This window comes from Algoriphagus sp. NBT04N3, assembly GCF_019443765.1.
Taxonomy (GTDB): Bacteria; Bacteroidota; Bacteroidia; order Cytophagales; family Cyclobacteriaceae; genus Algoriphagus; species Algoriphagus ornithinivorans.
Window position 1 is genome coordinate 1841012 of the sequence record NZ_CP048415.1, and the last position, 25922, is coordinate 1866933.

29 protein-coding genes are annotated in these 25922 nt (G+C 38.6%); 14 read left to right on the forward strand and 15 right to left on the reverse strand.

Going from position 1 to position 25922, the window contains the following annotated elements:
• Window position 1: 1 nt before the first annotated feature.
• From trkA to GYM62_RS07985, 3 genes are all read right to left on the reverse strand, one after another.
• On the reverse strand, window positions 2-1348 hold the full coding sequence (gene trkA, locus GYM62_RS07975; protein WP_091650315.1) for a Trk system potassium transporter TrkA: 1347 nt from the start codon (window positions 1346-1348) through the stop codon (window positions 2-4).
• A gap of 139 nt (window positions 1349-1487) precedes the next feature.
• On the reverse strand, window positions 1488-2732 hold the full coding sequence (locus tag GYM62_RS07980; RefSeq protein WP_219959021.1) for a DNA recombination protein RmuC: 1245 nt from the start codon (window positions 2730-2732) through the stop codon (window positions 1488-1490).
• Entirely contained in the window at window positions 2722-3741 is a 1020-nt protein-coding gene (locus GYM62_RS07985) for an alpha/beta fold hydrolase (protein WP_091650305.1), read from the reverse strand. Before GYM62_RS07985 ends, GYM62_RS07980 begins: the two co-directional genes overlap by 11 nt.
• 84 nt (window positions 3742-3825) lie before the next feature.
• Here GYM62_RS07985 and GYM62_RS07990 point away from each other — a divergent pair, with 84 nt between their 5' ends.
• From GYM62_RS07990 to GYM62_RS08005, 4 genes are read left to right on the forward strand one after another with little or no spacing between them, the layout of a single operon-like run.
• A complete protein-coding gene (locus GYM62_RS07990; RefSeq protein ID WP_219959022.1) occupies window positions 3826-5058 on the forward strand; it encodes an Nramp family divalent metal transporter in 1233 nt (410 codons plus the stop codon).
• Between the two features lie 56 nt (window positions 5059-5114).
• Window positions 5115-5660 carry an RNA polymerase sigma factor gene (locus tag GYM62_RS07995; RefSeq protein WP_219959023.1) on the forward strand — a complete coding sequence of 182 codons (546 nt, stop codon included), beginning with the start codon at window positions 5115-5117 and terminating at the stop codon, window positions 5658-5660.
• Window positions 5661-5693: 33 nt separating this feature from the next.
• Complete coding sequence (locus GYM62_RS08000; protein WP_219959024.1) at window positions 5694-6056, forward strand: hypothetical protein; 363 nt, start codon at window positions 5694-5696, stop codon at window positions 6054-6056.
• The gene (locus tag GYM62_RS08005; protein WP_219959025.1) at window positions 6053-6496 is read left to right on the forward strand and encodes a Spy/CpxP family protein refolding chaperone; all 444 of its coding nucleotides are present in this window, start codon (window positions 6053-6055) and stop codon (window positions 6494-6496) included. The genes GYM62_RS08000 and GYM62_RS08005 overlap by 4 nt, the downstream gene beginning before the upstream one ends.
• Window positions 6497-6531: 35 nt before the next feature.
• Here the strand turns inward: GYM62_RS08005 and mscL are convergent, their stop codons facing one another.
• Window positions 6532-6957, reverse strand: a complete 426-nt coding sequence (gene mscL, locus GYM62_RS08010; RefSeq protein ID WP_219959026.1) for a large-conductance mechanosensitive channel protein MscL — start codon at window positions 6955-6957, stop codon at window positions 6532-6534.
• A gap of 173 nt (window positions 6958-7130) precedes the next feature.
• On the opposite strand from mscL, the gene GYM62_RS08015 reads away from it, so the two are divergent.
• From GYM62_RS08015 to GYM62_RS20985, 8 genes are all read left to right on the forward strand, one after another.
• Entirely contained in the window at window positions 7131-9185 is a 2055-nt protein-coding gene (locus tag GYM62_RS08015; protein WP_219959027.1) for a S9 family peptidase, read from the forward strand.
• A 113-nt stretch (window positions 9186-9298) separates the two neighbouring features.
• A complete protein-coding gene (locus tag GYM62_RS08020) occupies window positions 9299-9673 on the forward strand; it encodes a methylglyoxal synthase (RefSeq protein ID WP_091650278.1) in 375 nt (124 codons plus the stop codon).
• Window positions 9673-10659 (forward strand): 6-phosphofructokinase, encoded by a 987-nt coding sequence (gene pfkA / locus GYM62_RS08025; protein WP_219959028.1) that lies wholly within the window; start codon window positions 9673-9675, stop codon window positions 10657-10659. Before GYM62_RS08020 ends, pfkA begins: the two co-directional genes overlap by 1 nt.
• A gap of 83 nt (window positions 10660-10742) precedes the next feature.
• On the forward strand, window positions 10743-11261 hold the full coding sequence (locus tag GYM62_RS08030) for a hypothetical protein (RefSeq protein WP_219959029.1): 519 nt from the start codon (window positions 10743-10745) through the stop codon (window positions 11259-11261).
• Window positions 11262-11330: 69 nt separating this feature from the next.
• Window positions 11331-12432, forward strand: a protein-coding gene (gene prfB, locus GYM62_RS08035; RefSeq protein ID WP_139217432.1) for a peptide chain release factor 2 whose coding sequence is annotated in 2 segments (ribosomal slippage) — window positions 11331-11390 and window positions 11392-12432 — 1101 coding nt in all. Because the reading frame shifts where the segments join, the coding sequence is not laid out codon by codon here.
• A gap of 50 nt (window positions 12433-12482) precedes the next feature.
• Window positions 12483-13652: an MFS transporter gene (locus GYM62_RS08040; protein ID WP_219959030.1), complete on the forward strand. Its 1170-nt coding sequence runs from the start codon at window positions 12483-12485 to the stop codon at window positions 13650-13652.
• 365 nt (window positions 13653-14017) lie between these two features.
• Window positions 14018-14443, forward strand: coding sequence for a transposase (locus GYM62_RS20980; RefSeq protein ID WP_255590626.1), 426 nt, complete (start codon window positions 14018-14020; stop codon window positions 14441-14443).
• A gap of 92 nt (window positions 14444-14535) precedes the next feature.
• Window positions 14536-15012, forward strand: a complete 477-nt coding sequence (locus GYM62_RS20985; protein ID WP_255590627.1) for an IS110 family transposase — start codon at window positions 14536-14538, stop codon at window positions 15010-15012.
• Between the two features lie 453 nt (window positions 15013-15465).
• On the opposite strand, the gene GYM62_RS08050 is transcribed toward GYM62_RS20985, so the two are convergent.
• The 5 genes from GYM62_RS08050 to GYM62_RS08070 form a co-directional block, all read right to left on the reverse strand.
• Window positions 15466-16818: a M24 family metallopeptidase gene (locus GYM62_RS08050; RefSeq protein WP_219959031.1), complete on the reverse strand. Its 1353-nt coding sequence runs from the start codon at window positions 16816-16818 to the stop codon at window positions 15466-15468.
• 76 nt (window positions 16819-16894) lie between these two features.
• Complete coding sequence (locus GYM62_RS08055) at window positions 16895-18244, reverse strand: MATE family efflux transporter (protein ID WP_091650256.1); 1350 nt, start codon at window positions 18242-18244, stop codon at window positions 16895-16897.
• 1 nt (window position 18245) lies between these two features.
• Window positions 18246-18788: an NUDIX hydrolase gene (locus GYM62_RS08060; protein WP_219959032.1), complete on the reverse strand. Its 543-nt coding sequence runs from the start codon at window positions 18786-18788 to the stop codon at window positions 18246-18248.
• Window positions 18789-18844: 56 nt separating this feature from the next.
• Window positions 18845-19327 (reverse strand): Lrp/AsnC family transcriptional regulator, encoded by a 483-nt coding sequence (locus GYM62_RS08065; RefSeq protein WP_091650251.1) that lies wholly within the window; start codon window positions 19325-19327, stop codon window positions 18845-18847.
• Between the two features lie 210 nt (window positions 19328-19537).
• Complete coding sequence (locus tag GYM62_RS08070) at window positions 19538-20680, reverse strand: tol-pal system protein YbgF (protein WP_255590683.1); 1143 nt, start codon at window positions 20678-20680, stop codon at window positions 19538-19540.
• 136 nt (window positions 20681-20816) lie between these two features.
• Between GYM62_RS08070 and GYM62_RS08075 the strand changes: the two genes are divergently transcribed.
• The gene (locus GYM62_RS08075) at window positions 20817-21467 is read left to right on the forward strand and encodes a sulfate ABC transporter permease (RefSeq protein ID WP_219959034.1); all 651 of its coding nucleotides are present in this window, start codon (window positions 20817-20819) and stop codon (window positions 21465-21467) included.
• Here the strand turns inward: GYM62_RS08075 and GYM62_RS21140 are convergent.
• The gene (locus tag GYM62_RS21140; RefSeq protein WP_370627662.1) at window positions 21464-21688 is read right to left on the reverse strand and encodes a DUF2256 domain-containing protein; all 225 of its coding nucleotides are present in this window, start codon (window positions 21686-21688) and stop codon (window positions 21464-21466) included. The two genes, GYM62_RS08075 and GYM62_RS21140, sit on opposite strands and share 4 nt — an antisense overlap.
• Window positions 21604-23073, reverse strand: coding sequence for a cryptochrome/deoxyribodipyrimidine photo-lyase family protein (locus tag GYM62_RS08085; protein WP_219959035.1), 1470 nt, complete (start codon window positions 23071-23073; stop codon window positions 21604-21606). The genes GYM62_RS21140 and GYM62_RS08085 overlap by 85 nt, the downstream gene beginning before the upstream one ends.
• Window positions 23074-23112: 39 nt before the next feature.
• Between GYM62_RS08085 and GYM62_RS08090 the strand changes: the two genes are divergently transcribed.
• The gene (locus GYM62_RS08090; protein ID WP_219959036.1) at window positions 23113-23397 is read left to right on the forward strand and encodes a TIGR03643 family protein; all 285 of its coding nucleotides are present in this window, start codon (window positions 23113-23115) and stop codon (window positions 23395-23397) included.
• Window positions 23398-23415: 18 nt separating this feature from the next.
• Here the strand turns inward: GYM62_RS08090 and GYM62_RS08095 are convergent, their stop codons facing one another.
• From GYM62_RS08095 to GYM62_RS08110, 4 genes are read right to left on the reverse strand one after another with little or no spacing between them, the layout of a single operon-like run.
• Window positions 23416-23751, reverse strand: coding sequence for a rhodanese-like domain-containing protein (locus tag GYM62_RS08095; RefSeq protein ID WP_219959037.1), 336 nt, complete (start codon window positions 23749-23751; stop codon window positions 23416-23418).
• A gap of 26 nt (window positions 23752-23777) precedes the next feature.
• Window positions 23778-24062, reverse strand: a complete 285-nt coding sequence (locus tag GYM62_RS08100; protein ID WP_219959038.1) for a hypothetical protein — start codon at window positions 24060-24062, stop codon at window positions 23778-23780.
• A complete protein-coding gene (locus GYM62_RS08105) occupies window positions 24032-24916 on the reverse strand; it encodes a sterol desaturase family protein (RefSeq protein WP_219959039.1) in 885 nt (294 codons plus the stop codon). Before GYM62_RS08105 ends, GYM62_RS08100 begins: the two co-directional genes overlap by 31 nt.
• A 1-nt stretch (window position 24917) precedes the next feature.
• Window positions 24918-25724, reverse strand: coding sequence for a sulfite exporter TauE/SafE family protein (locus GYM62_RS08110; RefSeq protein WP_219959040.1), 807 nt, complete (start codon window positions 25722-25724; stop codon window positions 24918-24920).
• Window positions 25725-25922 lie beyond the last annotated feature (198 nt).

A 25922-nucleotide genomic window follows, 5' to 3' on the forward strand; every position in this document is an offset into this window, starting at 1 on the left:
ATTAATGGAAAAGTTTGTCCAAGGAACCTTTGGCTTGTGGAAGTGCCAATACAATAGCCTTGTCATTTAACTGAAGCTGGAAATCTCCATCAGGAATAAAAACTTCCTCTCCACGGATAACCCCGGCTACGATAGCAGTATCAGGAAAGTGAAGATCTTTCAGGGCATTTTTAGTCAGGCGATTATTTTTGCAGACAGAGTATTGAATAAATTCCGCGTCTACACCATAGATTCCGGATACAGCTTCTACAGTTCCTTTTTTCAAATACCTGGAAATTTCATTGGCCGCAACCAATTTTTTATTGATTAAGGAATCCACCCCAATACTATGTGAAATATGAATATACTCCCTTGTATCCACGTGTGCGATGGTTTTATACACACCGTGATTCTTAGCTGACAAACTGGTAATAATATTCGTCTCTGAAGATTCAGTAAGTGCCAAAAAAGCATCCATCTGCTCTAAACCCTCTTCAATTAAAAGCTCTATATTCTTGTAATCACCATTGATAATCAATGTGTTAGGAAGGTTTTCTGCAAGCCACTTACATCTCTCCTTATCTTTATTGACCAAGGTTACCCTGAAATGATTTTCAAGCTTGAGGGCAGTAGTTAGAGCCATGTCATCGCCTCCGATGATCATGATATTTTTCACCTCTCTTTTCTCCTGACCGATCAATTCCAAAATACTCTCAGTGTGCTTTTTATTAGAAATAAAGAACACGTGATCACTATTTCGGATAATTGTGGATCCTCTTGGAATTATAGTCTTTTGGTCTCTTAAAATCGCAATGATGCGAATATCCTCAAAGATTGGGTTGGTCTTCATATCCATAATCCTTTGATTGACCAAAGGATTAAATTGATCCAAGGTAACCCCAACGATATTTAATTTTCCTCCTCCAAAGTCAAAAACTTCGGTGAAAGAAGAATTTTGAATCATATTGAAAATCTCTCTACTACAGAGCATAGTCGGAGAGATCAGGTTATCGATTCCTAGATTTTGAAAATAATTGACATTTTCAGGATTGAGGTAAGAGTGATTTCTTACCCTGGCCATCACACGCTTGGCTCCTAGCTGTTTTGCAAGAACAGCCGCAACAATATTGGTTTTTTCAGAAGTAGTAACTGCCAATACCATGCTGGCATTGGTCACATTCGCCCTCTGTAAAATCTCAATTGAAGTGGCGTCTCCCAATACGGTTAGGACGTCCAATTTGGATGAAACATAATCCAAGACTTCTCGCTCAGTATCGATTAGCGTGATGTCTTTGTTGTCATAACTTAATTGCTCAGCCAGGTGATAACCCATATCCCCCGCACCGGCAATTACAATGTGCATCCCCATAGAAATTGTTCTGGTGATAAAAACAGGCACAAAAGTAATACCTTTCTTAATGGTTATCAGTATTTAAACCAATTCTTTTGTGCTAATAGGCTAAGGTAACAAAGCAGGTAGTTAAAAATTCATTTTTTTTCAATTTTAACTACTCATCCAAGAGCTTTTCACTCTCTGCACTTGGAAGTTCCTGTACATCTTTCAATTTTCTCTGAATAGCTCTTGTTCTGACTCCCACCAACTTATCTAATTCAGAGTTTGCTTCATTCAGCTTTTTCTGTGTTTTCTCTATCAGCTCGCCGAATTTTCCGAATTCAGTTTTAATTGCTCCCAATATCTGCCAAACCTCAGAGCTCCTTTTTTGAATAGCTAAAGTTCTGAAGCCCATCTGTAAACTATTCAAGATAGCTGAAAGTGTGGTTGGGCCAGTTACCAGTACCTTATATTCCAGTTGAATTGCTTGCGCTAGACCTGGTTCCCGGAGAATTTCCGCATACAAGCTTTCTACGGGAAGAAATAAAATCGCGAAATCTGTGGTGTAGGGAGGATGAATATATTTTATCTGAATATCTGAAGCTGCTTTTTTTACTGCTTTAATCAACTCAGCTCGATTGATATCAATCTCTGTTTTGTTAACTGTATCATAAGCATCCACCAATCTCAAGTAGGATTCTTGTGGGAATTTAGAATCTATTGGTAATAATACCGGATGATCCTGACCAGGCATTTTGACGGCAAATTCCACCCTTTCTCGCGTTCCTTTTCCAACTTCGGCATTGCTTAAGTATTGATCAGGTGCCAATTGATTTTCTAAAATGGCCTGTAATTGATATTCACCCAAAACTCCACGGCTTTTAACATTGCTTAAAACCCGCTTGAGATCTCCTACTCCATTGGCTAGACTTTGCATCTCTCCTAGGCCTTTTTGAACAGCCTGTAGCTGCCTACTGACCATTTCAAAAGATTGACCAAGCCTAGCCTCTAGGGTCTTTTGCAGTTTCTCGTCTACCGTTTCCCGAATCTTTTCCAATCTCAATTCGGTAGATTTCATCAATTCATCCTGTCTTCTATTCAATTCACCAAACTTCTCCCTTTGAACTGAATTAAAATCCTGAACATTTTGCCTAAATAATTCTCCAAAGGTTTTGAGCTCCCCTTTTTGATCCTGAGCATGATTTCTTAGCGAAGTGAAAACCAGCTGAAATTGGGACTGTAAATTCTCTCTACTTTCTTTTCTGGCTAAAGCCAAACCATTATCGAGCTCATTTCTAAGTTCAGAAATTTGGGATTGAAGTAACTCTGAATTAAGATTTTTCCTTTTGTCCAATAGATAAAGAATCAGAAAAATCAGTTGTACAAAAAATATGAGTCCTAAAATAAATTCAATTTGCATAAGTCATCAATTTGGGACCATCAAGATAATCCTTCCTGATCTCGACCCCTAGAAAGGCAAGGTATTTTGCGACAGATTCTGTCGGTATCTCTTCCATGGGCACATGGCCCACTCCTTCGAAAACTATGACTTTACTTCCTGGTATTGCTTTTTCCAAGGAATATGCCTGAGAAATAGGAATCCAAGAATCTCTGTCTCCCCACATTATGAGAGTGGGCATAGTCAACCTATTGAAATCAATAGAGGATTGTTTGGGCCCAGAAAGTCTATCCAAGGTTGCCTGTCTATTCCCATCTCTTAGCATCAATTCAAAATAACGATCTACCGTGCCTGACTTGATTTTTTCCTGATCACCATAGACCTCTCTCATGTTCATTGAAAAGAGAAATTTCGGAGTACATTTTAGAAGCACTTTTGAAAAAAGAGGATTTTCCAACAGTTGAAAAACCCAAGCTCCACCTCCTCTAGCACTAGATTCTGAGGAGGATTCCAAACTCCTTTTTACAGGTTTTGGAGCACCTGAAGAGTCAATTAAATTTAAAGAGAGAACTTGATCCGGCCGAGTGCTTGCAACTTGTAAAGCCACTGCTCCACCCATGGAATTTCCCGCTAGGTGAAAGCGGTTGATAGAAAGCTTCTCAGCCAACCTCAATATAAACTGACCATAATCTTCAATTGAATAACGTTGGAGTTCATCAGGCCCAGTCAAACCATGTCCCGGTAAATCCACCGAAATGGTCATAAAATAAGGGCTCATTTCTCTTTGCCAATCATCCCAAGTATGTAAGGAAGAAAAACTCCCGTGAATCAAAAATACCGGATCTCCTTTTCCCATAAATCTAACATGCAGATTAACCCCATCTACTTCGATAAAATGAGATTCAGGATAGCTATATTTGTTGATGATCTTTTCTTCTGATATATCGTTGCGAAAAAGAAGCAATAGGAAAAACACCAAGGAAAGAAGTATTCCCAGCAAAATTTTAAAGACACGTCGCATCCAGATCATAAGAATTTCTTTAAGCCAAAAGAATAACCATAATTCTAACAAAAAGTCTTCCCAAAAAGCTATTTTGGCAAAAAAAGAAGTCAGTTGAGTCTAAAAAAACTACTTAGCGGCATTGGCCCCGGTCCCATCATCGCAGCGGCATTTATTGGCCCCGGAACGGTCACTGTTTGCACTTTGGCTGGATACAATTTTGGGTTTTCCCTCATCTGGGCAATGGGCCTTTCCGTTTTAGCAACAGTTATTTTACAAGAAATGAGCGGAAGGATAGGCTTAGTATCTGGTAAGGATCTAAGTCAAATCATCAGATCCCAAAAGGGCTCTGCTCTATTCAAAATAGTACAAATCATTCTTGTTCTAACAGCTATAGTTATTGGAAATATCGCCTATGAATCGGGTAATATTACGGGCGCAAATCTTGGTCTTGGAGCATTTTGGAAAGCTCCAATATTCTCTTTTGGTCCATTTTCTCTTGACTCCGGTAACTTTCTTTTAGGATCAATCGCTCTTTTGATACTCTGGTCAGGAAATTCTAAAACCTTAGAAAAGACTTTAATCGCTCTAGTGGTATTGATGTCTTTGGCATTTATCAGCACCGCAATATTAGTAAAACCGGATTGGTCGGAAGTTCTTGCAGGATTCTGGCCATCTTTGAAGAATGAAGAAGTCCCAAGCTTGGTTGCCTTAATCGGAACTACCGTGGTTCCCTACAACCTGTTCCTTTATGCAAGTTTGGCCAAAGCAAAATGGAAAAATCCAAGCGGAATCAAGCTTATGCGAAGGGATATTATTCTATCCGTTTTATTGGGAGGATTGGTTTCTATGGCGATTTTGATAGTAGGCACATTCAATACGAGCGAGTCTATTAATTCGGCTCAGGACGTAGCTTCCGGTTTAGAAACAGTTTTCGGAAAATCAGGCACTTATTTGATGGGATTTGGATTGTTGGCCGCTGGTCTGACTTCTTCGATTACGGCTCCGCTCGCAGGTGCTTTGGTGATTTGCGGAATTATGAATTGGAGTCAGGAAAATAAATCACAAAGTATGAGAGTATCTTTTCTGATAATTGTAGGAGCAGGATTGGTATTTTCGTCATTTGGAATTAGACCTGTGGCATTAATTTCTCTGGCACAAATTGCAAATGGAGTTCTCTTGCCATTAATCAGTGCCTGGCTAATATGGATTGCAAATCAACAAGTTTGGATGAAAGAATATAAAAACTCAAAGTGGATCAATTCACTGGCAATTTTTATATGGATCATTACCTTGATTTTGGGCTTGAAAAGCCTGGATTCTGTATTGGGATTTCAAATATTTTAAAATTTTGAAAGAAAGAAATAAACCTTGCCCATCATTTCAGGTCTAACCAAGCAGCAATGCAAATTAGTGATCAAGAAATTCTGAATCTAATTCAAAACCCTCATAGCAAGGAGATGGGGTTCAGACAATTGATCCAAGTCTACCAAAAAAGGGTATACCATGTCATTAGAAGATTGGTTATCATCCATGAGGATGCCGATGATCTCACCCAAAATACCTTTATCAAAGCTTATCATCATATCCATAAATTCGAGTCGAAATCAGGTTTGTTTACTTGGTTGTATCGAATTGCGACCAATGAAGCCTTGAGTTTTTTGGAGAAGAAAAAGAAACGCTATTTATTTTCGCTGGATGATCATCAAGAAAAAATGGAGTCTTATCTGGATCATTCTTCTGGCTTAAACGGTGATGAGATTCAACTCAAGCTCCAAAAAACATTGCTAAAATTACCTGAAAAGCAGCGTCTTGTTTTTCATTTGAAATACCAAGAAGACCTCAGTTATGATGAAATTTCGGCCATTACAGGTACCAGTGTGGGTGCTTTAAAGGCCAGTTATCATCATGCAGTCAAAAAAATTGAAGAAATTATCAGTAATCAATAAACCTGAAGCACTAAATTAAGTCTAACCAACGATATGTCAGTTATCCCTCCTATTCAGCCATTTAAAGAGCCAAAAGGCTACTTTGAAGACTTGCCTGATCAAATCATGGCACGTGTGCAATCCAAAACTGATTATTCATGGATCAAATGGGCTGCAGTTGCTATTATAGCATTGTCAGTCGGGATTTACACCTTTCTTCCCCAATCCAAAACCGATGAATATCTAGTTTTGGACAATCAAGTCAATCTGTACATTGACGCAAATTACTGGACTGCGGAAGACATTTTATCCATGAGTGATAATCCTGATGAATTATTGGAAGGAATCATCGAGGAGGAATTCCCTGTTGTGGATGAACTGTGGGATACTGAAGATCAAAATTTATATGAATTATGAGAAAAACCCTATGGATAGGCATTTACCTCTTTCTCTTTTCTTTGCAGGCATATGCTCAAAGGCCGGGTCAGCAATTTGACAGACAAAAATTAGAGGATGCCAAAATCGCCTTTATTTCTACAAGATTAGACCTAAGTCCGGAACAAGCCCAAAAATTCTGGCCTTTATACAATCAATATTCAAATCAAAGAGAGGCAAACCTTCGAAAACTTGCAGAGCTAAATCCTCGAAGAGAAGCGAATTCTATTTCAGATTCTCAGGCTAAAGAAATGATTGCCAAAAGATTTGCGATACAAAGGCAAATGATTGATGATGAAGAAAGGTTTGTGAAGGAAGTAGCCTCAGTCATTAGCTATGAACAAATTCTCAAGTTGAATGGAATTTCAAGAGATTTTACCAGAATGCTTTATCAGAGGCAAAGAGGTAGAATCCAACAATAAAAAAACGGCTCCCAAAAATGAGAGCCGTTTGATTTTTACTGTTTCTTAAGCAAATCCCGAATTTCTTCCAAAAGAACTTCGGATTTTGGTGGCGCTGGAGGTGGAGCAGCTTCTTCTTTTTTCTCCTTTTTCTTTTTCATGTTGTTCATGCCTTTGATAGCAAGAAAAATCACGAAAGCGATGATTACGAAATCCACTACGTTTTGGATAAACATCCCGTAGTTTAAAGTAACAGCTGCAACTGCAACTTCTCCGGCGGCATCCATTTCAGCTTCTTTCAGCACTACAGCGAGATCCTTAAAATCTACGCCTCCTAAAAGTAGCCCCAATGGAGGCATGATTATGTCATTCACAAAAGAAGACACAATTTTGCCAAAAGCTCCTCCAATTATTACCGCTACGGCCAAATCGACAACATTGCCCTTGACAGCGAATTCTTTAAATTCTTTTAACATTCCCATAGGTGAAAGGTTGATGGTTGATTAATACTTCCATGAATATTTTAATAAATATTGAATGAAACAATAGCTCATCACATTTTTGTGATTTTTTATACCTAAAAAAATGCATTTAATTTCAAAATCAGGTCCTCCTCAAGCCTTTTTAGTAAACTTGCAGCCTAAATCGAAATTTGATGAAATCACCGAAAGCCCATAAGAAGCCCGAAATTTTAGAAGCGCACGGACACAGAAGGATTGATAATTATTACTGGATGAGAGATCGGGAAAACCCGGAAGTCATTCAATACCTAAAAGATGAAAATGCCTATCTGAAAGAGGTTATGAAAGATACTGAAGAGTTTCAGAAGGATCTTTTTGATGAAATGAAAGGCAGGATTAAGGAAGATGATGAAAGTGTACCCTATTTCAAATCTGGGTTTTATTGGTATGTAAGATATCGTCAAGGAGGTGAATATCCGATTTATTGTAGAAAAAAAGATAGCCTTGAAAATCAGGAAGAAATCATCCTAGATGTCAATGAACTGGCTGAAGGCAAAACCTATTTCCATGTAGCCGGTATCGCAGTCAGTTCTGATCAAAAAATGTTGGCCTTTCCGGTAGATGAGGTTGGAAGAAGGATCTATACCATTCATTTCAAAAATCTTGAAACCGGAGAAATCCTAGCCGAAAAAATCGAACAAATAACAGGAAACATGGCCTGGGCAACAGACCATTACACTTTATTTTATGCCAAACAGGATCCTGATACGCTGAGGTCTAATCAAATATATCGTTATGAACTTGGTACTAAGCCTGAGAACTCTGAGTTAGTTTTTGAAGAATTAGATGAAGAATTTACTTGTCATATTCACAAGTCAAAGTCCCAATACTATCTATTCATTCATTCTGAAAGCACCATTTCTTCGGAAATCAGGTATTTAGAAGCAAAAAATCCAAACGGAAAATGGAACTTGATCCAAAGTAGAGTTCCTCATTTGGAGTATGCAGTCGATCATTATGAAGAGCATTTTTGGATTAGAACCAATCATCAAGCTCAAAACTTTAAAGTGGTCAAAGCTCCAATTTCAAACCCTTCTTTGGAACATTGGGAAGACTTCATTCCCCATCGGGACCAGGTATTAATAGAAGACTTTGATTTATTTGAAAGCTTCTTTGTCTCCCAGGAAAGAAGTAATGGGTTGACCAGAATATTCATCAAACCCTGGGATGGAAGTGCTGGTCATGAACTGGAATTTGAAGAAGAAACCTACACAGCTTGGATAGGAAATAATCCCGAATTCAAAACAGAGATTCTTCGGTTTGGATATAATTCTTTGGTTTCTCCAGCTTCAACTTTTGAATACCACATGGTCACGAGGAAAAGAACCTTATTAAAGCAACAAGAGGTTGTCGGAGGCTATCAGGAGAGTGACTATCAATCCGCTAAGATTTGGGCAAAAGCCGAAGATGGAGTAATGATCCCAATTTCTCTGGTTTACAAGAAGTCTCTATTTAAACCTGATGGAAATAACCCTCTCCTTTTATATGCCTATGGCTCTTATGGTTTTAGCATGGATGCTTATTTTTCAAGCAGCAGATTGAGCTTATTAGATAGAGGCTTTGTCTATGCTATCGCCCATATTAGAGGGGGAGAAGATTTAGGAAGACATTGGTACGAGGATGGGAAATTGCTAAAGAAGAAGAACACATTTCTAGACTTTATTGCCTGCGCCAATCATCTAATCAAAGAAAAATATACCAGCTCAGCCCATCTTTACGCAATGGGAGGAAGTGCAGGAGGACTTTTGATGGGTGCAGTAATCAATATGAGTCCAGAGCTTTTCAATGGAGCAATTGCAGCTGTTCCATTTGTAGATGTGGTGACTACAATGCTGGATGAAACTATTCCATTGACAACAGGTGAATTTAAAGAATGGGGAAATCCGAAAGAGAAAGATTATTATGATTACATGCTTTCGTATTCTCCTTATGATAATGTAGAAACTAAATCCTATCCAAATCTCTTGGTAACTTCAGGCTTGCATGATTCTCAGGTTCAATATTGGGAGCCGACCAAATGGGTAGCAAAACTCAGGGAACTAAAATCAGATCAAAACCTTTTGCTCTTACACACCAATATGGAAGCGGGACATGGAGGAGCTTCCGGGCGATTTAATGCTTTGAAAGAAATCGCCTTGGAATATGCCTTCCTTTTCAAACTGGAAAATATGATTCCTAAGAAAGGTTGATTAGTTCCAAATTATCTTCTGCTTATTGAAAAATAAACCTGAAATCAAACCATCAAAAGCTTAAAAAAAGGATTTTTTCCTAACTTTGGCACCAACCTATTAAACCAGATTTCATGAAAATTGCATTGATTGCCCATGATGGAAAAAAAGCCGACATGGTTCATTTTTTAAGCGGCTTTAAGAATAACCTACAAAGAGTAGATGTTCAGCTTGTTGCAACAGGCACAACTGGGTCGCATATCGAGAAAGCTGGTTTTGAGGTTCAGAAATTATTATCCGGCCCAATTGGAGGTGATGCACAAATTGCCGCTATGGCTGCACAGAAAGAGCTTGACATGGTTGTGTTTTTCAGAGATCCTTTGGACAAACACCCCCATGAGCCGGATGTGCAAATGCTGATGAGAATCTGTGATGTTCACAATATCCCACTAGCTACCAATCCAGCATCTGCCGAATTAATGTTTAAAGCCTTAACTCAAACCTTATAATGGAACCTAAAACTATCCGTAAAATCGGTGTACTTACTTCCGGAGGGGATTCTCCTGGTATGAATGCTGCTATCAGAGCAGCCGTCCGGGCAGGATTTTACTATAATCTGGAAATGTATGGTATCTATCGAGGCTATGAAGGCCTCATCCAAAATGATATCAAAAAATTAGATTCAAAAAACATCGCTCACGTTCTTGAAAGAGGCGGTACATTTCTAAAATCTGCAAGAAGTGAAGAATTTAGAACACCTGAAGGAAGAAAAAAAGCCTATGATAACCTTAAAAGTCATGGCATTGATGCTTTGGTAGTGATTGGTGGTGATGGTTCACTTACAGGAGCCCATTTGTTTTATAAAGAGTTTGGAATTCCTGCCGTAGGTTTACCAGGAACTATCGATAATGACCTATCTGGAACTGATGTCACGATTGGGTTTGATACTGCCTGCAATACTGCCATCGAAGCGATTGATAAAATCAGGGATACCGCTACTTCCCATGACAGACTTTTCTTTGTGGAAGTGATGGGTAGAGATGCAGGTTTTATTGCAATCAATGCGGGAATTGGTTCTGCAGCGGCAGCAATTCTGATCCCTGAAAAGAAAATGCCAATTGAGGATTTGGTAGAAAAACTTAAAATTAGAACTAAAGCAAAAAAATCATCCAACATTGTCATTGTAGCAGAAGGCGGAAAAAGTGGTGGTGCTGCTGAAATAGCTGAAAAGGTAAAGAAACATCTTCCTTATTACGATATCAAAGTAACTATCCTTGGCCATTTGCAGCGAGGCGGAGCTCCAAGTTCTTATGATAGATTATTGGCATCTAAACTAGGAGTAGCTGCTGTAGAGGGTCTATTACAAGGTAAATATGATGTGATGGCAGGGCTAATCAATCATAAAGTTGTATACACTCCTATTAAAAAGGCGATCGTAGATGACAAATCAGTGGATGAAGATGATTTCAGGGTTGCAAAAATCCTTTCTACATAAAAACCAAAAGCTGTTGAAAATTCAACAGCTTTTTTTCTTTCTCTTTCGTATAGAATTTTTTAAGACTAACTTAACCGCTGTACATGAAAGCAATCAACTTACTTATTTTTACGATCTTTTTGACAATCTTGAGTTTTTCAAGTTATGCTCAATCCAAAGATTTTTTACTCTTGAAAAGAGGCAGTAATACCAAAACCCAAATCCGATTTTATATAGGTGAACCGATCACCTACAAAAGTGCGAAGCTAGGATATTACATCACAGATGTGATCAAAGATCTCAATGACAATTATATCTATTTGAGTGAGAATATACTTTCTCCTGATGATATCTTGGAAATTGATATCAGAAGAAAAGATCCCAGAAACTCTACCCTAAGAAACATGAATGCCCTAGTTTTAGGATCAGGTGTAATCTTACTGGGGGTCGAGAGTATAAATTCCATTTACCAAACTGGGGAGTTTTCCATTGATAGGGGCGTCGGAGTGATTGGAGGTATTTTAACTGGAACAGGTTTAGCACTTTTACCTATTCGGTACAAAACATTCAAAAATCAAGGGCGAAATCGAATTCAGATTATCCAAATGAGATTACCGGATTGATTTTGTTTTTACTTAGTAAAAACGGATTTTTTTTCAGACTTTTGCAGCTCAATTTTCAACTTTAAAATCATGACTTCGGACCAACTGAAAGACTTGAAAGCTCGCACCTCGGCTTTAAGGAGGTATCTTTGACTACGATCGGAAGAAAGCAGAAATAGAAGATTTAGAGGCAGTATCTGCCCAGCCTGATTTTTGGAATAATCCGGAAGAGGCTGAAAAAACGATGAAACAAATCCAGGTTAGAAAAGGCTGGACTTCATCATTTGAAGATCTGGAGCAGATTATTCAGGACTTGGAGGTATTGTATGAATTCTATTCAGCTGATGAAGTCAGCGAAGAAGAAATCAAAACTGAATACCAAAAAGCCAAAACAGCTGTAGAAGATCTTGAACTCAAAAAGATGCTCTCCTCAGAGGAAGATCAGCTGAATGCAGTGCTGGAAATCAACCCTGGAGCGGGAGGAACTGAAAGTAATGACTGGGCTTCCATCCTAATGAGAATGTACATCATGTGGGGTGAAAAGAATGGCTACAAGGTAAAAGAGGTAGACGTTCAGCCAGGTGAAGTTGCAGGTATCAAATCTGCCACTTTGGAGTTCGAGGGTCCTTTAGCATATGGATTCCTGAAATCTGAAACAGGTGTTCACCGACTGGTAAGGATATCCCCTTTTGACTCAGGAGGAAGAAGACATACTTCATTTGCCTCAGTTTATGCCTATCCTGAAGTGGATGATAGCATTGAAATCGATATCAACCCTGCCGATATTGAACTCCATACTTCCCGATCCGGAGGTGCAGGTGGTCAAAATGTGAACAAGGTGGAAACCAAAGTCCAATTGACACACAAGCCAACCGGAATTGTTGTGGTATGCCAGGTGGAAAGATCACAGCTTGCCAACCGGGAAAAAGCCATGCAGATGTTGAAATCCAGGCTTTATCAAATGGAGCTGGAAAAACGGAATGCTGAGATCGCGAAGATAGAATCTTCCAAACTTCGGGTAGATTTTGGTTCCCAAATCCGAAACTATGTCCTGCATCCATATAAACTAGTAAAGGACAATCGGACAGGTTTTGAAACCTCTGATACCCAGCATGTATTGGACGGGGGCTTGAATGAATTTATGAAAGCCTTTCTACTCGCTCAAAGCGAAGAAGAAGCAAACAAAGAATAATTACAGGGCCGATTTTATTTTCGGCCCTGTTCCTTTTCAATCCAAACTTCATGAAAATCTTCCCATCCTTTTTCAGTCTGGATTTTTTCCTGCTCTGCCTGAGCTCCTTTTTGTTTTTTTCTTCTTTCAATATGATTATTCCTGAGCTTCCCTCCTACCTAAGTTCATTGGGAGGTGAGGATTACAAAGGTTTGATCATCTCATTATTCACCTTATCTGCTGGTCTTTCCAGACCTTTTTCCGGTAAGCTTGCAGATAAAATCGGAAGAATACCTGTGATGATTTTTGGTGCTTCAGTATGCTTTATTGTGGGCTTATTGTATCCAATTTTAAGTTTTGTCGGCGGGTTTTTATTCCTGCGATTTGCACATGGATTCTCAGCTGGATTTACTCCCACCGGCACTTCTGCCTATGTAGCCGATATTGTTCCTTTCCAAAAACGTGGAGAAGCAATGGGAATTCAATCCCTTTTTGGTTCTTTGGGCATGGCTGCAGGCCCGGCCATAGGTGGTTGGATTGCAAGTATTTGGGAGTTGGAAATTCTTTTCTATGCTTCTGCCTTTACTGCAATCTTTTCCATTCTAATTCTATTAAAGCTGAAAGAAACGCTTCCAAACAAAGAGCCTCTCAAATTGAATTTATTCAAACTTAAAAAAGACGAAATCATAGAAAAGCGGGTATTGATGCCGTCAGCGATACTTTTCTTGTCTGTTTTTTCTTTTGGAGTGGTGCTTACCATAATTCCAGATCTCTCGGAGCATTTAGGAATCAAAAACAAAGGACTTTTCTTTGCTGTATTTACACTCTCCTCTTTAGGGATAAGATTGATAGCTGGAAGAAACTCAGACCGATATGGAAGAATTCCTGTTCTAAGAGTAGCCAGTATTTTTATGATTATGGCAATGATGACAATTGCATTTGCAGAAACGAAAGCCATGCTGATGATTGCGGGGGTATTGTTTGGGTCTGCAGTTGGGATGTATAGTCCTACCACGGCTGCCTGGGTGGTGGATCTTTCCTTGGATGCTTATCGAGGTAGGGCTTTAGCGACCATGTATATATTTTTGGAAGCAGGAATCGGTATTGGAGCGATCGTTTCAGGCTTTTTGTATGCCAATAAGGCAGAAAACTTTCAACTCGTATTCCTCAGCAGTGCGGGCATGGCCTTTTTGGCTTTCTTAGTCTTGGTTAGTATTAGAAAAAGAAAGTATCAAACATAAAAAGAGGCTGTCTCAAGGGTGAATCTTGTCACATTGAGCGTACTTACAATTTTACGGGATCGAAACATCCTTTAAAACAATAGAAATGGCCTTCGACTCCCTGCCTACCGTCCTTTAGGTTTGCAAAGGAGAATTATTTGGGAAAATAAGAGCTAATATCTTTCCGATTATTAAGTGACTCAAATATTGAATAAATTAAAAAAGAATGGGGTGAACTTTCTTGCCGTCTAGGATAGTGACCTAGTGCCTGTATCAGTCCCCATTCTTAATTGAGTTGCCAGTAACCAGTTAGAATTTTAGGCTTTAGGCCTGTTAAAGGTTTTAGTTTCCGCAACTCTCATTTGTTAAACTTCAATGTCTAAATTATGAAATTCAAATCAATTATTGGAGTCGATGTAAGTAAATCTACACTTGATGCCTATCTGAAGATCAACCAATGCCACGCAGTCTTTGAAAATAATGAGAAAGGTTACCAGGAGCTGGTGGAATGGGTAATGGAAAACTCTGGGTTAATACTCGCAGAAGAACTGCTTTTCGGATTTGAATCCACTGGGATTTATTCTTCAGAACTTGCTTTGTTTCTTGAAAAGCACTCCCTACCATTTTATATCATCTCAGGACTTGAATTAAAGCGATCCTTGGGAATAAGAAGAGGTAAGTCAGACAAGGCAGACTCTAAAGACATAGCTGAATATCTTTATGAAAAGCAGGAGAAGATTATCCCCACTGTTCTTCCCAAAAAGGTCATCCAGGATCTCAAAAGCTGTTTAATTACAGAGAGCGACTTGTAAAAGACAGAGCAGCTTACATCACCCGTATCAAAGAATATGAAGCTGTAGTTTCAGAAATCAAATTAAAAGTCTATCAAAAATCCAATACCGAAGTGATCGCTTGTTTGGATAAGCAGATCCAAACCGTGGAGAAAGAAATAGACAAACTTTTACGCAAAGATGAACTGTTAATGAACCAATATAAGCTGATTAACTCTATCAAGGGCATAGGCCCACAGACAGCTGTTGCACTTATCGTCTTAACAGAAGGGTTTACCCTATTCGATAGCTGGAGAAAGTTTGCCAGTTATGCAGGAACAGCACCGTTTCCCAACCAGTCAGGTACTTTTAGAGGAAAGACGAAAACGAGCAAGTTAGCGAACAAGAGAATTAAAACACTGTTGACTTTATGTGCAGGAACTGCCATCCAATACAGCACTGAAATGAAGACCTATTACAAGAGAAGAATCGATGAAGGTAAAAGCAAGATGAGCACCCTTAACATCATCCGAAACAAACTTCTCGCAAGGGCTTTTGCCGTTGTCAATCGAAATTCCAGCTATGTAGACATATTAAAATATGCCGCATGAAAAAAAAACTGAAAATCTTCTTGTTTAAACCTTAGAATACAGGCAGGCGCTACCAATGACAGTTTAAATTAAATTCCGAAATTTCACTTATTTCGGAATTCAATTCTTTGTTATGGAAAGTAAGCTTTAGCTAACTTAAAATCCTTCTGCTTCTATTGAGCATTTTCTTTTTTCTCTTCGTTCTTTTGCCTTGAAGCAAAAGAACCCAAAATTCAAGACGCAGCAAAGCTCCAACCGCACTAGGCCGGACGCTGGCCCGCTGCTGCGTCAGCCCACCGCGCCCTAACTAAAATAGTTTTTTCTAAAAGAAATGGATATCATTTGCGAAAGGACTACAGACGAATCCATTTTGGATGACCCTGCCATATCATTTTTTATATGTTCAAAGAATATTTAAGACTCAGGCTGACATTAATTCGAATTATAAGACAGCATCTTCTCTCATGATCAATCTCAATTCCCCAAATAATTACTCATACGTGGGATGGATAGAATCTTTTTCTGTCTTCCATTATAATAAGTCACTTTTTCACCATCGAAAAACGCTCCTTCTTCCAGCATGATTCTCACATCTTTTTTCCATTCCTCGACATAAACCACGGCATTCAATTCAATGGCATATCCAGTATTGGCATGAAGCGGAAAATCTCCAGCACCTGGAGTATCCCCTTGATTATCCCACATTCCGATGGTTGGTCCGGCTGAATGTCCATAAAATCCCAATGGATGCGTATAAATACTTCCTCTAATTTCCTCTGATTCCATTTTCTGTCTGGATGCCCTAAGAATTTCATTTCCTGTACGGCCAGCTACATAGTTTTCCGTTAGAATATCCTGTAGTCTATTTCCTACTTCGAATGCTTGCTGAAGGAAGACTGGAACTTCTGTTTCCCCTGGCTTAAGGACATAGGCCAATTCCTGAGTGTCAGTATTTAACCTGAGGTAAGTTATTCCAAAGTCAATATGAAGTAAATCTCCCGGCATAATGGTCATCTCAGAGGGCCGAACTGCAAAAGACCTGTTTGCTTCATTGGAAGAAGGGTCAGGACGCTGAATATCTACAGTTGGATGAAACCATGTATCCAACTTCATTTCTTTAATCTTTTCTCTATACCACCATACAACGTCTTCAGTTGTTGTCTTTCCGGGAGTGATCACTTTTTCAGATAATCCTTCCTGGATTATATCATGAGCCAATTGCTGCACATGTCTATAGGTAGACATTTCTTGTTCAGTTCGGGTTTCCAACCATCTTACTGCCAATGTTTGGGCAGATACAACTTTTGATTTCAAAGCATTGGGTAATTGATTGACGAAAGCCTGATGTTCTGAATAAGTCAAGCCATCAGCATGACCATAATCTTTCGCATAATTCAAACCAATTTTTTGAGGGTTCTTACTTGCTACCAAGTTAATTAATGCTTTCCACTGATCTGGCTGCTGTTCAGGATTCCAAGCTCTTTTGAATGCCTTTCCCACATCATATCTGGCAATTGCGTAAGTTTCCACTGGAGAATTTGGCTTAGGCTGATACATAACCAATATAGTTCGTCTTCTAGCGGCCATCCAGGTGGCAGGAAGCATAGTTCGTATAACCGGGTCCTCATTGTACTCTCTGGAGATCACGATCCACATATCCACCCCAGTCTCTGTCATCAATTGAGGCAATAGGGAGTTGATCCTGACATCCAACCAAGAGTCAATCAATTCGGCCTGTTCGCGTTGAGTTAAAACAGCAAGTTTCTGAGAAAAGGTGAACTGACTAAACAAGAAAAGTAATAGGGTAAGGGAATGTATTTTTTTCATCAGTAGAATATTAATTAAGTCCTGAATATAAAGTTTCCTTTATTGATTCAGAAACCCTTTAAAAAAGACTTTTTGATCAAGGGTTAATTCCTTTTTCCAAAATTGCTTTCCTAGATAATTTATGGAATCGGTAAAAAAGAACTATTGCCGTTATACTCAAGCCGATCAGCAAGCCATACCAAATCCCTTTTTCTGCCAGTCCCATTTCGAAAGCAAGAAAATACCCCAATGGGAGACCTAGAACCCAATAGGCAATTAAGGTGATAATTGTGGGAAATTTCACATCCTCCATACCTCGGAGAACACCTAAGCCCGCAACCTGTACACCATCCGATAATTGAAACATTCCAGCTATGATTAACAAAGTAGCTGAAGTAGCTATAACCTCAGGATCATCTATATAGAAAGTAGGCAGGAAGTTTCTGCCAGCAATAAAAATAACTGCCGTAACGGCCATAAAAATCAGCACCATGGCAAACACTACCATACCTGCTTCTCGCATTGCTTTGAAATTATTCTTACCAATCTGATTACTTACACGGATCATCCCAGCAGTGCTTAATCCAGCAGCCATCATGTAACTGATCGAAGCTAAGTTTAAAGCTATTTGATGTCCTGCAAGGGCGTTTACGCCTATCCAACCCATCATAATTGCTGCAGATCCAAAGGCACTAACTTCAAAAATATATTGAAAACCAGTGGGTATCCCTATTTTCAATATTCTGTTGATCATGGGAAAACTCATTTTTGTCAATCCTAGAGTCAACTGAAAATTTTTATACCTAGAAGACTTCATCACATACCAACCTATCATTATCGGCATCAAAATTCTGGAAATCAAGGTAGCCAACCCAGCTCCGATCAAGCCCATTTCCGGAGCTCCCAGTTTACCAAAAATGAGAACCCAGTTTAAAAACACATTGACCAAGTTGCAAAAAATGGTCACGTACATAGCCTGTCTCGTTTGAGAAAGACCCTCGGCAAACTGCTTGAAGGTCTGAAAAATCATAAATGGAAAAAGAGAAGCAGTGATGATAAAAAGGTAAGGTATTGCCTCTTTAACCACAATTTCAGGTTGATTGAGATGGGAAAGCCCTTGTGAGAGACCCAATATAATGATGGTTAAAACCAATGCTGTAGAAAGATTGATCCACAATCCATGCTGAAATAAACGTCCGATACGAATTGATTTCCCTTTACCCTCTGCAATAGAAACCAAAGGGGTAATTCCCATGGATACTCCCATTCCAAACATGAGTAATACGAAAAATATAGAATTCGCCAGGGAGGCAGCAGCCAAAGGTACGGCACCCAATTGCCCCACCATCATACTGTCTGCCACTCCAACCATCACTTGCCCTAATTGACTCAAGACAACTGGATAAGCTAATTTGGAAGTGATTTTAAAATGATCTTTGATTGTCATATCACAAACCCAAAACTCGGGCAGCTTTTAGAATTCCGGCAATACTGATTGCATCAGTAATTTCCCCATTCATAACCATAGTAACGGCTTCCTGAAGTGGAAGCTTTTTGATTTGTAATACTTCAGTCTCTTCGAACTCCGTATCAAGTTGAGTTAAATCTTCAGCCAGATAAACAAAGCCCTCCTCGTCTGTAACTGAATTGGAAGTATGTATTCTGAGAAGCTCAGTCCATTTTTCGGCAACTAAGCCAGTTTCTTCTTTTAATTCGCGCTTGGCAGATTCCAAAAGGTCCTGACCAATAGGACCCCCGCCCATGGGAATTTCCCAGGAATATTCCTTCAAAGTATACCGGTATTGCCCCACCAGCCAAGTGTTACCATTTTTATCTACCGGTATAATACCCATAGCTTTATTTTTAAAATGCACTTTACCGTAGATCCCCTCCTTTCCTGCGGGATTTAAGACATCGTGTTCTTCGAGTCTTATCCAAGGATTGTTGTAAATGGGTTTAATTTTTAGGGTTTTCCAAGGATTATGTTCCATAGCTTCAAAAAAAAAGGGTGGCAATTGCCACCCTAAATTCTATTCTATTCTAATAATTAGGCAGGGATAGGCAATACCTTTGAGTCTTTAAATGTGGACAAAATTACCATGGATTGCATGGAGTCCACTTCTTTAATTTCAGAAACTTTTTCCAACATCAACTTCTGATAAGCAGTGATATCTTTTGCAATGATTTTAAGAATAAAATCACCTGTACCTGTAATGTGGTGACATTCAATTACCTCAGGAATTCCGTTGATTTCCTTCATGAATGCATCGATATTACCTTTGTTGTGACCAATAAGAGATACCAAAACAAATGTACTTACCCCAAGGCCAATTTTTTCTGGGTCTAATTTCGCATGGTAACTTTTAATGATACCAGACTGCTCAAGTTTTTTCACTCGCTCCAAGGTTGGAGCAGGAGAAAGTCCGATATCTTTTGAAAGTTGAGCGTTAGTGATCTTTGCGTTTCCCTGAAGGATTTCTAGAATCCTGCGATCAATTTTATCGAATTTTATTCTTACGCTATTATCCATGATTTCTTGTTTTTACAAAATTTTATGCTGTGCAAATTTATAATAATTAAGGAAAATTTTAAAACTATTATCCGTTTTTATATCGACCTAATTCGAAATTTTCTTTAGGATAGTGGGGATTTTAGCAAAGATTCCTTCTAAAAATCCTCCTTCTCTTGGAAAAATTCAAATTATCTCTTGCAGTAAGTGCTAAAAACGCAAACTTTTTGATTAAAGTTTATTCTTTTTGATAAAATCCCTTGCAGCCTGATGAGCGGGGTGTTTTCGCTTTGCGTATTTCTTTACTTTTTTGAAATATTCTTTTGCAAGTGCTTTGTTTTTCTCTACCAGTGCAATTTTCCCCAACTCTACCAAAGAGTGTAAATAATACCCACTTTCCTGGGATTCTGACTCCTCACCATAAGAAAGAGTTTTGAGATAATATTTTTTGGCTTCCGGTCTATTCTCGATTCTATCATAGTACTGAGCTATATAGAAAGCTGCATAGCGACCACTATTTGATTCATACCCCGTTTGCTTCGCATCAATTCTTCTCAGAATCTCTTCTGACTCTCTCAATGACTCAGTCCACCTTCCAACGGTATATAAATGCCTTGCATAGGATCTATGGAAATATGGGTTGTTTGGGAATTTTTCATTAAGATATTCTGAAATTCTGAGGGCCTCATAAGGTTTCTTTTCTTCAGAAGCATAGAGCCTAAATAAAAAATACATAGCCTCAATTCTGGTGTAAAAGGCATTCTCAGCCACTTGTTCCAGCTGCTTCAAGCCAAGCTGCTTGTTGCCTTTAGGAAATAAGGCTAAAATTGGTTTCAAAAGCGGATAATTTTCCGGAATCCAAACAGAGAAGTAATTAAAAAGAGCATCCCCCAGAAGAAGCTCAGGATTAAACTCTTCCTCTCCTCTGCTTAATTCCATGTATTTCAATGCATTTCTTCCCGCCCAAGCTGCACGCGTCCAGCTTTTTCTTTCTGATAAAAGCCTTCCTTGGAATCCATATCCTGCAGCTAAGAAAAATGCCGCTTCCTTGTTGGTTTTATCTTCGTCATAGAGCTTTTCAGCCTTCTCATTTGCCCGATCAATGTAGGCCAAAAATATCTTATCGTATTTTTCATTGGTCACATCTACTTCTATCCTCCACCAGTAACTCAATGCCATCAAAAAATCAGGTAATGGATGATCAGGGTATTGATAAGCAATTACTTTGAAGTCTCTTTCAGCCACATCAAAATCAAAATTATACATGCTGTTGATTGACTTGGTAATCCTGTATTGTAAACCACGATCCAGCAATAGATAAGGAGAGGCTTTAACAAATAAGCTATCCGAAGGCGCAGATTGAGCCTTCACCATGCTTCCTGCTAAGCAGCAAAAAATGAATGTAAAACTTAAAATAAACTTCTTTAACATAGATTTTTCTCCTTCAGCGCGCAAAATTAGGTCTTATCTCAGACAATCAATTAGATTTAAGCAAACTTAACCTCGAAATATGCCTAAAGAACGCTCTCCATTAGCACAACGTCTTTCTGACTATTTAGATTTTGATAAAAGGCTTTATTTTTTTCTTTTGGTTTTACTCTTTATTCTCATCCGATACCTTTCTAACACCATTATATTGGAAGCAATTCCCGATTCGGAGAATTTAGACGCGAGAGGTGATTTTATGATATTTCATATTTTCAATACGTTGGAATATGTTTGGACACCATTTGCCCTTCTATGGAAGTTTACGGTAATAGCCTTTCTTTTTTGGTTGGGCGCTTTTTTTCTGGGTTATAAAATCCCTTACAAAGAACTCTGGAAATTTGCTTTGGTGACAGAGGGGATATTTTTATTTCCAGAGTTGATAAGGTTCCTGGTTTATATCAACCCGCATTCAGCGAGCACTTACCAGGAAATCCTGGAATACAGGCCCCTTTCCCTCTTATCATTTATCGGTTTTGATAATTTAAATCCAAGGTGGTATTATCCCCTTGGTACTCTCAACTTATTCGAATTAGGATATGGAGTTCTTTGGGTCATGGGATTTCATATGATCAGCAATAGAAGTATCAAAGAATCTATTTTAGCTGTTGTGGTGTCCTATTTTGTTCCTTTGACTATTTGGCTTACCTGGTTTGTAATGGTTTACCGAGATTAATGCCTGCTTTTTTTAGCATCTCCAGAACATCGTTTAGAGCAATATTTGACTTCTTCCCAGTTCTTTTCCCATTTCTTTCTCCAAGAAAAGGGTCTTTGGCAAACCGGACATATTTTGGAAGGTAAATGCTGTTTTTTCATGCCCATCTGTTTGGTAAAGTATGTTGCTCCACTATTCGTTCTGATTCCTTGAGGACCGCTGGATCTTTTTGCGCTGCCCATATTCTCTTTCTGGCCTCTGCTCCTGCTTTTTCGGGATCCACTATTGGAAATAAATAGTCTTTTCCCAAGTGAAAGTCTAAATCTTCCTGCTCTAAAGGACTGATTTTCCATGGTTCATGGACCAAAGCAGATGGAATTTGGCTTAATTCCGGTACCCATTTTTTAATAAACTCCCCTTCAGGATCATGATCTTTGGATTGTTTGATAGGATTATAGATTCTCACTGTATTGATTCCTGTCACTCCCGCCTGCATCTGTAGCTGAGGATAATGTATACCAGGCTCAAAGTCTAAAAACTGTCTCCCCAAATGATCTGAGCCATCTTTCCAATTTTGCCCTAAATGATGGGTAAGAAATGAAACCAGCATAGCTCTCATTCTAAAATTCAAATAACCTGTTTGAATCAAACATCTCATACAGGCATCTATCAATGGAATGCCGGTATTTCCTTCCTTCCAAGCCTGAATAAAGGCTGGATTTTTTTTGTATTCAACTTTTAAAAACCCCCTATTAATAGGTTCAGACTCCATTCGGCATTCCATCTCAAATTTTTGGATAAAATGACAATGCCATCTTAGTCGGGATTGAAAATTGGTGAAGTTTCTAACCTGAAATTTTTCCTTCTTTTTAATTTCCGAAGCCTGAAAAACTTGCCGGATCGATAAGCATCCCCAAGCTAAATAAGGCGAAACTCTTCCACAGCTCCTTCTACTTCTTTCAGGCTTTGAAATATTCCTGCTGTAATTGGAAACTCTATCTTCTACAAAGCTTTTTAGGTATTTGTGCCCAATAGTCTCCCCTCCTTTCTGCATCAATGGATTAGGTTTTTTCCAATCCTCAGGAATATTCAAATTACTTTTTAGAATTTGTTCTATTTCCGTGTTAGAGAGAAATCTTGCTTGATTTAATTTCGGGTCTACTTGTGTGGCTGCCACATAGGAAAACCATTCCTTTCTCCAATTAGCTCTTGATTTTCTACCCCTTCTAACTCCTTGTTGAAGGAACTCATACCAAGGTATATTTCTAGATTGAAGCCAGGATTTTATTTGTAAATCTCTCTGAAAAGTTATCTGAATTCCTGTTTCCTGATGAGAGAATACGGCAGCGATTTCAAACCCTAACTCCAATTGGCTGAAAATTTCATTTACTTCTTGATGAAAAATAGCAACCTCAGTTTGATAAGGTTGAAGCTGCCGATTCAGATCTTCTAGAGATTCCCATACAAACCTCCAATGACGAAGATCACTTTGAGAAGCTTGAATCAAAGAAGGCTCAAAAACATAGGCTAATAGAATGGGATGCCCCAGATTAATGGCAGCATCCAAAGCTGGATGGTCCTTTAATCTTAAATCTCGTTTTAGCCAGACAACAGAAATTTTCTCCACCTTCTAAAAACCTTAATGGACTCAAAGGGTTTGAAGAATATGAAGAAATTACAGAATTTAAGTGAAAGAGATATTGATCGTATCATTGAAATGGCATGGGAGGACAGGACCCCATTCGATGCAATTGAATCCCAATTTGGCGTAAAAGAGGCCGAGGTTATTCAATTAATGAGAAGAGAAATGAAGCGAAGCAGTTTCAAAATGTGGAGAGCCAGAGTTCAAGGCAGAAAAACAAAGCACGCTCAAAAAAGTCCAGAAGATATGGATCGCTTCAAATCAAACTTACAACGATCCATCAGCATGAATAAAATCTCAAAAAAATAAGTGGGTTACCCCACTTATCTAAACCAATTCAAAAGGCCACCTCATAATTCCCCCGCTGAGGTTTTTAAGTTTTTTAAAGCCCATTTCAGCCATTATCTCACATGCTTGGGCGCTTCTGTTTCCACTTCTACAGTACACCAAGTATGTTTTGTCTTTGGGCAGCTCATTTATTTTCAATTTAAAATCCCGAGACATGATGTCCAGATTTTTTGAATTTCTAATTTTCCCTGATTGATTTTCGCCGGAAGTCCTTACATCCAATATTACAGTTGAAGGATTCAACATCAATTCGTGAAATACACCTGAAGGTATATCCTCGTAGTTTTTAGGTTTTGTTTTAAAGAAATCAAACATAGCTTGTTTTTTTCTCAAAATTAGACCTACCCTAGCTCTCCTTCAGTACCAGAAGTCACAGTCCTCTGATAAATGTCCCTAACTTTTAAAACAAATAGTCTTCCCAATAAAAGCCAGGGAAAACCATGCAATACCAAATCTCCCCAATCCATCAATTTCATGCCATCTGCCCCACCTAATACCCACTTGATCTTTCCCCAAACATGTGGTTCAGGGGTAAAAGGTGCCAATCCCAAGACCAAGCACAGCAAAATAATTGTAGCCCAACTATTTAATGGGTTTAAGCTTTTTTGTTTTTCTTTCGAAGCCATGGGTATGTTATTTGTGTCCAAAATGTATGAGGAAACTCCTCCACTTTATCAAAGCCCAATGGTTCATTTTCTCCATCATTGGGGATATATGCTGTTCCAAACAAATAATCCCATAGACTTAGAGAAATCCCGTAATTCACTCCATGGCTTCCTTTAGGAAGATGCTTAGCATGATGCCAGGTATGCATCACGGGATTGTTGAAAATATATTTGAGTGGACCATAGGATATTTTGACATTCGCATGATTTAAATGCCCTATTGCAATAGTGAAAATATGCAAGACAAAGAAATCTGCCAGCCCAAAACCTATCATCGCCAATGGGATATACTGCATTGATTTATAGACAATTGTCTCCATCCAGTGATATCTTAAGTGCGCGGCAAAGCCCATTTGCTCGACTGAGTGGTGAACCTTATGAAACTCCCACAACCATGGAACCCGATGAAGCATTCGGTGTACATTCCATTGAATAAAATCAGCTACTACAAATAAGAGTAAGAACTGACCCCAAACTGGCCAGGAATTGACCTCAATAGCTACCAAATTCGTGATTCCAAAAAGCCCTAAGAAATCATTAAATGCTTCTACAAATACATTGGAAAGGGAATTGTAGAGAATCAATGAAAACAGGAAGAAATTGAAGAACATGTAAAATGCATCCAACCAAAAGTCTTTGCGGAAAAAGGGACGACCTTTTCTCCATGGAAAAATTACTTCGAGCATCCACACTAATAAGGACAAGCCTATCAGCCAATAAAAATAGTTGTGCCAAGATGGATACAATATTTCTGATTGAAGGTAGTTCCAGTACCCATAATAACCATCCAGAAAGATTTTGAAATACTTTTCCAACTTAAATCCCTGCTAATTCTTTCCCAATAATATAAATACCCATGATCAAGACAAACCAGCCAAATCCTTTTTTAAGTGCTTTTTCATTGATTTTCTTTGAAAGTGCACTACCTATGAAAATACCCACCACTGATAGTCCAGAGAAAATCAAGAGCATATTCCAATCGATTGTTTGATTTCCCAAATCACCCAAAAATCCAATTAATGATTTTGCTGCTATAATTAACAAAGAAGTACCGACTGCAAGTTTCATGGGAAGTTTGGCTAATAAGACTAAAGCTGGAATGATCAAAAATCCTCCGCCTGCTCCCACTATTCCCGTAATGACTCCTACCACTGAACCTTCCACCGCTATCAAAGGAATGTTAAACTTAACTTCCCCTTCCTCGCTAACATCCTCTGAGTGATTGTTCTTAATCATGGAATATGAAGCCGCCAGCATAATTATTGCGAAGAAAACCATAATGCCTACACTTTTTGTGATCGCCAATTCTCCTATAGAAAACAGAGGATCAGGAAGCCAGGGCACCAAAAATTTTCGGGTAAGAAATACTGCGATAAATGAAGGTATGGCAAATACAATGGCAGTTTTATAATCAACTAGTCCATGTTTCATATAATTGCCTGCTCCAACTAAAGATGTAGCTCCCACAACAAATAATGAATATGCTGTAGCCAGAACCGGATCTACATTTAAAATATAAACCAGTACAGGAACTGTTAAAATTGATCCTCCTCCACCTATCAAACCCAAGCTTACACCAATAATTATTGCAGCTGCATATCCTAAAAGGACTATCAAATCCATAGTTTTTTTGATTTTAAATAACCTGTACAAAAGTACATGTGTGTGATAGGCTTAAGCAGTGACAAATGTTACATCCAAAATTACATAAATACCAAGGGAGCCCAGCAAGATATTATACCAGTGTAGTTAAATCTGAATTCAGATTGATTTTTATCATAGTATAAGCTGAATCTTAAGGTTAAATTAGAGAAGTTTAAT

Coding starts and splice junctions, on each gene's coding strand:
- GYM62_RS08055 (WP_091650256.1), bottom strand. CDS start 18,244: ATGACAATCAAAGATCATTTTAAAATCACTTCCAAATTAGCTTATCCA.
- GYM62_RS08050 (WP_219959031.1), bottom strand. CDS start 16,818: ATGAAAAAAATACATTCCCTTACCCTATTACTTTTCTTGTTTAGTCAG.
- GYM62_RS08075 (WP_219959034.1), top strand. CDS start 20,817: ATGCCTAAAGAACGCTCTCCATTAGCACAACGTCTTTCTGACTATTTA.
- GYM62_RS07985 (WP_091650305.1), bottom strand. CDS start 3,741: ATGATCTGGATGCGACGTGTCTTTAAAATTTTGCTGGGAATACTTCTT.
- GYM62_RS08005 (WP_219959025.1), top strand. CDS start 6,053: ATGAGAAAAACCCTATGGATAGGCATTTACCTCTTTCTCTTTTCTTTG.
- GYM62_RS08090 (WP_219959036.1), top strand. CDS start 23,113: ATGAAGAAATTACAGAATTTAAGTGAAAGAGATATTGATCGTATCATT.
- pfkA (WP_219959028.1), top strand. CDS start 9,673: ATGGAACCTAAAACTATCCGTAAAATCGGTGTACTTACTTCCGGAGGG.
- GYM62_RS21140 (WP_370627662.1), bottom strand. CDS start 21,688: ATGGGCAGCGCAAAAAGATCCAGCGGTCCTCAAGGAATCAGAACGAAT.
- GYM62_RS07995 (WP_219959023.1), top strand. CDS start 5,115: ATGCAAATTAGTGATCAAGAAATTCTGAATCTAATTCAAAACCCTCAT.
- GYM62_RS08095 (WP_219959037.1), bottom strand. CDS start 23,751: ATGTTTGATTTCTTTAAAACAAAACCTAAAAACTACGAGGATATACCT.
- GYM62_RS08040 (WP_219959030.1), top strand. CDS start 12,483: ATGAAAATCTTCCCATCCTTTTTCAGTCTGGATTTTTTCCTGCTCTGC.
- trkA (WP_091650315.1), bottom strand. CDS start 1,348: ATGGGGATGCACATTGTAATTGCCGGTGCGGGGGATATGGGTTATCAC.
- mscL (WP_219959026.1), bottom strand. CDS start 6,957: ATGGGAATGTTAAAAGAATTTAAAGAATTCGCTGTCAAGGGCAATGTT.
- GYM62_RS08060 (WP_219959032.1), bottom strand. CDS start 18,788: ATGGAACATAATCCTTGGAAAACCCTAAAAATTAAACCCATTTACAAC.
- GYM62_RS08065 (WP_091650251.1), bottom strand. CDS start 19,327: ATGGATAATAGCGTAAGAATAAAATTCGATAAAATTGATCGCAGGATT.
- GYM62_RS08000 (WP_219959024.1), top strand. CDS start 5,694: ATGTCAGTTATCCCTCCTATTCAGCCATTTAAAGAGCCAAAAGGCTAC.
- GYM62_RS20980 (WP_255590626.1), top strand. CDS start 14,018: ATGAAATTCAAATCAATTATTGGAGTCGATGTAAGTAAATCTACACTT.
- GYM62_RS08100 (WP_219959038.1), bottom strand. CDS start 24,062: ATGGCTTCGAAAGAAAAACAAAAAAGCTTAAACCCATTAAATAGTTGG.
- GYM62_RS08110 (WP_219959040.1), bottom strand. CDS start 25,724: ATGGATTTGATAGTCCTTTTAGGATATGCAGCTGCAATAATTATTGGT.
- GYM62_RS08070 (WP_255590683.1), bottom strand. CDS start 20,680: ATGGTGAAGGCTCAATCTGCGCCTTCGGATAGCTTATTTGTTAAAGCC.
- GYM62_RS08020 (WP_091650278.1), top strand. CDS start 9,299: ATGAAAATTGCATTGATTGCCCATGATGGAAAAAAAGCCGACATGGTT.
- GYM62_RS07980 (WP_219959021.1), bottom strand. CDS start 2,732: ATGCAAATTGAATTTATTTTAGGACTCATATTTTTTGTACAACTGATT.
- GYM62_RS08015 (WP_219959027.1), top strand. CDS start 7,131: ATGAAATCACCGAAAGCCCATAAGAAGCCCGAAATTTTAGAAGCGCAC.
- GYM62_RS08030 (WP_219959029.1), top strand. CDS start 10,743: ATGAAAGCAATCAACTTACTTATTTTTACGATCTTTTTGACAATCTTG.